Genomic DNA, 4,406 nt, shown 5'->3' on the forward strand with positions numbered 1-4,406 from the left:
GCCATGTTGCGCACCCGACAGCCCTACAACCCGGCCGGCAGCACCAACGCGGCTTGACAAACGCATTAGGGAGCCTCTTCCTATCGTCGGTGTGTTCTTCTGACCGGTATCGGTCGGTTGGCCGCGACACTAGGGAAGGCCACCGACAAGTCGGCCCGTCGAACGCTCACCACAGTAGCCGAACACCTGTTCGATTCAAGCGGACACGCCGTTTGAGTGTGCGCTGAGGGCTTTCGGTGTGCGGCCAGGGCGAGACCGCTCGGCGTGTCGCCGCCGCGGCCTCACACGCCAAGCCGTGGCTTCACACGCAAAAAGCCGCGACGCGCAAAGCCCGGCCACGCCGCACGCACGCCCGCCACCGCGTGTGGCAACATTCGGCTCGACAGATAGGCGCCGACGGGGCCCTCTCGAGCCAGAGGAAACCGGTGCGAATCCGGTGCGGTCCCGCCACTGTGATCGGCGGTGGGCACGTCCCACCCCGAGAGCCAGATACTCACCGCCGGCGCTTCCTCAACACAACTGGGGCGGATTTCCCCAGAGAGGGTGATTTGCGCATGGACATCTCTGATGAGCTTGCCGAAATATCTTCCTACAAAGGGTTTTTCGCGCTGATTGTGGGCGGCGACGCGGCGGGGTGGCATCCGGTCCGGCAGTCCTACGCCAACGGCTTCGCCGACCTGATAGAGGCCACCACCCGCCGCTACCGCGTCACCGACCAGCGCATCGGCGCCTCGCAGGTCCACCTCGGGCACGCGACCCGGCTGTGGTCGCCCGTGCTGGCGTGCGCGCTGGGCCACGGCGTCGTTCCGGACCTCAAAGACCTGCAGCGCGCCGACGGCGGGGCGCCGCTGCGACTGCCCGAACCCGTCGGGCGGCCCTTCGACCCGCCCAAAGCGGACCTGCTGTATCGCCTCGTCGTCAAGCAGCACATGAAACCGCTCGCCGCCGGGCTGCGGGTCAAGCTGGCGCCGGCGCTGCTGGCGGGCAACGTCGCGTCCGCACTGGTGGGGGCGGCCCGGGCCCTGCTGTCGGCGCGGCCCGACCTGCGCCGGCCGATCCTGGAAATGACCGACTCGCTGCTCGACACCGGCATGCTGGCCGGCTCCGGCGTGCTCAGCGGCCCGCACCTGGGCTTCCGGCGCCGCAGCTGCTGCCTGTTCTACCGCGTGCCCGGCAGGAACGTCTGCGGCGATTGCGTGTTCCGCCGCACCCGGCGGCCGAACCGGAGATAGCGGCTCACCACTGGTCGCGGGGCACGTCGAAATCGGCGCACAGCGCCCGCCACACGTCGCGGGGCTCGACGCCGTCCTCGATGGCCTGGGCCGCGGTCCGGCCGCCGAAGCCGCTGAGCACGTGGTCCACCAACACCGACGCGCCGTAGGCCGCGCCGAATCGCAATACCACCCGTTCGTTGAACTCCGTCAGACGCACGCCAGCCAAGATACCGAGGCGGGCTAACCGGCAAGCGCCAGCGCTTCGCGGCAGACGGCCACCGGATCGGCGACGTCGGCGGCCCCCGCGGAGGCCCGCCGCGCGGCCGCCCGATAGCTCGGCGACGACAGCACCTCGCCCACCGCGGCCACCAGCGCGTCGGCGCTCAGCGGCCGGATCAGCAGCCCGCTGCCCTGGCGCACCACCCGGTTGGCGATCTCCCACTGGTCGCCGCCGCCGGGCACCACCACCAGCGGCACCCCGGCCAGCAGCGTCTTGGCGACCATCCCGTGGCCGCCGCCGCAGACCACCACGTCGGCGTGGGTCAACAACTCCGACTGGCGCCCCAGCCCGGCCACCCCCCACGGCGGCAGGTCCAGCTCCGGCCCGGAAAGGCGCGAGACCACCAGCCGCGATCCCGCCGGCAGCGTCTTTCCCGGCGTTAGGCAGCCCAGCGCGACCTCGGCTAGCCTGGCGGTCCCGGTCACCGCGGTCGACGGCGCGATCACCACCACGGGGCCGGAGCCGGCCGGGATGTCCAGCACCCGATCGGTCGGCTCGAAGTGCAACGGGCCCACGACGACGGCCTCGTCGGGCCAGTCCGGGCGGGGAACCTCGAGGGCGGGCAGCGTGGCGATGAGGCGCCGCACCGGCCCGGGGTCGACGGCGGGCAGCCCGATCTCGAGCCGGGCGGCGGCGCGCTGCTTGATGCCCGCGCGCCACGATCGCGCCGTCAGCGCCCGCATGGCGGAGTCGCGCAGCCGGCCGCGGACGCCGGTGCCCGGCGCCAGCCCGCTTCCTATGGGCGGCAACCCCTTCGACGGCAGGTACAGCGGATGCGGGTTGAGCTCCACCCACGGAATGCCCAGCAGCTCGGCGGCCATCCCGCCCCCGGCGGTGATGACGTCGGAGACCACCAGGTCGGGCGCCAGCTCGCGCAGCGCGGGCGCGTTGAGCATTGCCATCCGCGCCGCGCGCCGGTGGATCCTGGCCCCGGCGTCGACGTCCTCGTCGGTGGCCACCAGCCCGTCCAGCGCGACGGCGTCCATCCCGGCGGCGCGGGCGGCGCCCAGCCACTTTTCGCCGGTGAACAGCGTGGGCTCGTCGCCCGCGTCGAGGAACCGTCGGCACAGCGCGATCGCGGGAAACGAGTGCCCCGGATCCGGCCCGGCTACCACGGCGACGCGCATCGGCCCTACCCTGCCACAGCGCCGGGCCGCCCCGCACGCCGCGCGTCGAATACCCTGGCAACCATGACCGAGCTGACCGGAACCGGCGTCGCGAACACCCGCACCGTCGAGGGATTCCTGAACGCCCTGCAAGATCTGGATTTCGAGGCCGCCGAGGCGGCGCTGGACGACAACGTCGTCTACGAGAACGTCGGGCTGCCGACGATCCACGGCCGCCGCCGCGCGATGAAGCTGTTCCGCCGGATGGAGGGCCGCGCCGCGTTCGAGGTGAAGATCCACCGCATCGCGGCCGACGGCGCGGCGGTGCTCACCGAACGCACCGACGCGCTGATCGTCGGGCCGCTGCGCCTGCAGTTCTGGGTGTGCGGGGTGTTCGAAGTGCACGACGGGCGAATCACGTTGTGGCGCGACTACTTCGACTTCTTCGACATGCTCAAGGCGACGCTGCGCGGCCTGGCGGCGCTGGCACTGCCGTCCCTTCGGCCGAGCTTCTAGGCTTGGTGAGCTCATGAGCGACGACACGGTTCGCACCAAGCCCAACGCGTGGCAGTTCCTGCGCTACTGCGCGGGGGCGCGGCTGCCCGACCCGATGCGCGATTGGGTGCGCAACGACCTGACCGGCAAGGGCGCCGCCGGCCGGATGATGAGGCGCGTCGCGGTCCCGGCCGTGCTGGTGCTGGCCCCGTTCTGGTTGATCCCGGCGTCGCTGGACGTCCACCTGAGCATGACGCTGCCGATCCTGATCCCGTTCGTCTACTTCTCGCACGCCCTGAACAAGGTGTGGCGCCGCCACATGCTGGCCGTGCACGGCCTGGACCCCGAACTCGTCGACGAACGTGCGCGCCAGCGTGACGCCCATATCCATCAGGCGTACATCGAGCGCTACGGGCCGCGAATCGCGGACTAATCCTCCGCTGAGTTCCGCGAAGGCAAACAAAGGCAAATTTCCGAATTTTGCTTATCCCTGCACAGGACCGCAGTACGATCCGTCCTGCCGATTCCCGGGGGTGAGTTGGCGCGGCCCCGGATAGGCATGACCTATTGGCTGTGGCGTATTTGGAGATCTCAAATGTCATTTGTGATCACGGCCCCGGAATTCGTGACTGCGGCAGCAACGGATTTGGCAAGGATCGGTTCGGCGGTGAATGCGGCGAGTGCCGCCGCATCGGCCCCGACCATCGAGGTGCTCGCCGCGGGCGGCGACGAGGTATCGGAGGCGGTCGCGGCGCTGTTTGGGAAGTACGGGCAGGTATACCAGGCCCTCAGCGCGCAGGCGTCGGCGTTTCATGACCAATTCGTGCAGACTCTCGCCGGAGGCGCCGCGCAGTACGCGGCTACCGAGGCGGCCGGCATATCCCCGCTACAGCCGCTGGTCGACGCGCTCAACGCACCCTTCCAGGCCGCGCTCGGCCGCCCGCTGATCGGCAACGGCGCCAACGCTGCACCGGGGTCCGGGAAGGATGGCGGGGCGGGCGGGATCTTGTGGGGCAACGGCGGCAACGGGGGATCCGGCCTGGACGGCACCGGTCAGAACGGCGGTAACGGCGGGGCTGCCGGGCTGTTCGGTAACGGCGGCGCCGGCGGCGCCGGTGCGTGGTCGGCGACAGGCAACGGTGGGGCCGGCGGCAATGGCGGCGCGGCCGGGCTGCTGTGGGGCCGCGCCGGGAATGGCGGCACGGGCGGCTTCGCCTTTTTCCCCGGCGCTAGCTGTACCCGGCCATAACGTTGGTTACAGGCGGCTGATGGGTGGTAGGCCGCTGAGTGCGCTGTGGCGGCGTTGAGTGT

At 70.9% G+C, this 4,406-nt stretch carries 5 protein-coding genes, 1 pseudogene and 1 riboswitch; of the genes and pseudogenes, 4 read left to right on the forward strand and 2 right to left on the reverse strand.

What is annotated here, in order from left to right; translation table 11 throughout:
- Positions 1 to 380: 380 nt before the first annotated feature.
- A riboswitch (cobalamin riboswitch) is annotated at positions 381 to 515 on the forward strand.
- Between the two features lie 39 nt (positions 516 to 554).
- Positions 555 to 1,232 carry a (2Fe-2S)-binding protein gene (locus AWC19_RS24480; RefSeq protein ID WP_085080693.1) on the forward strand — a complete coding sequence of 226 codons (678 nt, stop codon included), beginning with the start codon at positions 555 to 557 and terminating at the stop codon, positions 1,230 to 1,232.
- Positions 1,233 to 1,236: 4 nt separating this feature from the next.
- Here AWC19_RS24480 and AWC19_RS24485 read toward each other — a convergent pair whose 3' ends face one another.
- Together AWC19_RS24485 and AWC19_RS24490 are read right to left on the reverse strand one after the other, a co-directional pair.
- A complete protein-coding gene (locus AWC19_RS24485; protein WP_085080694.1) occupies positions 1,237 to 1,431 on the reverse strand; it encodes a DUF3046 domain-containing protein in 195 nt (64 codons plus the stop codon).
- Positions 1,432 to 1,454: 23 nt separating this feature from the next.
- Positions 1,455 to 2,621, reverse strand: coding sequence for a glycosyltransferase (locus AWC19_RS24490; RefSeq protein WP_085080695.1), 1,167 nt, complete (start codon positions 2,619 to 2,621; stop codon positions 1,455 to 1,457).
- Positions 2,622 to 2,684: 63 nt separating this feature from the next.
- Here AWC19_RS24490 and AWC19_RS24495 point away from each other — a divergent pair, with 63 nt between their 5' ends.
- From AWC19_RS24495 to AWC19_RS24505, 3 genes and pseudogenes are all read left to right on the forward strand, one after another.
- On the forward strand, positions 2,685 to 3,116 hold the full coding sequence (locus AWC19_RS24495) for a limonene-1,2-epoxide hydrolase (protein ID WP_085080696.1): 432 nt from the start codon (positions 2,685 to 2,687) through the stop codon (positions 3,114 to 3,116).
- 13 nt (positions 3,117 to 3,129) lie between these two features.
- Entirely contained in the window at positions 3,130 to 3,528 is a 399-nt protein-coding gene (locus AWC19_RS24500) for a DUF5313 domain-containing protein (protein WP_085080697.1), read from the forward strand.
- A gap of 162 nt (positions 3,529 to 3,690) precedes the next feature.
- A pseudogene (locus AWC19_RS24505) lies at positions 3,691 to 4,317 on the forward strand (PE family protein); the annotation flags it as partial.
- Positions 4,318 to 4,406: the final 89 nt, after the last annotated feature.

This window comes from Mycobacterium palustre, from assembly GCF_002101785.1.
Lineage (GTDB): Bacteria > Actinomycetota > Actinomycetes > Mycobacteriales > Mycobacteriaceae > Mycobacterium > Mycobacterium palustre.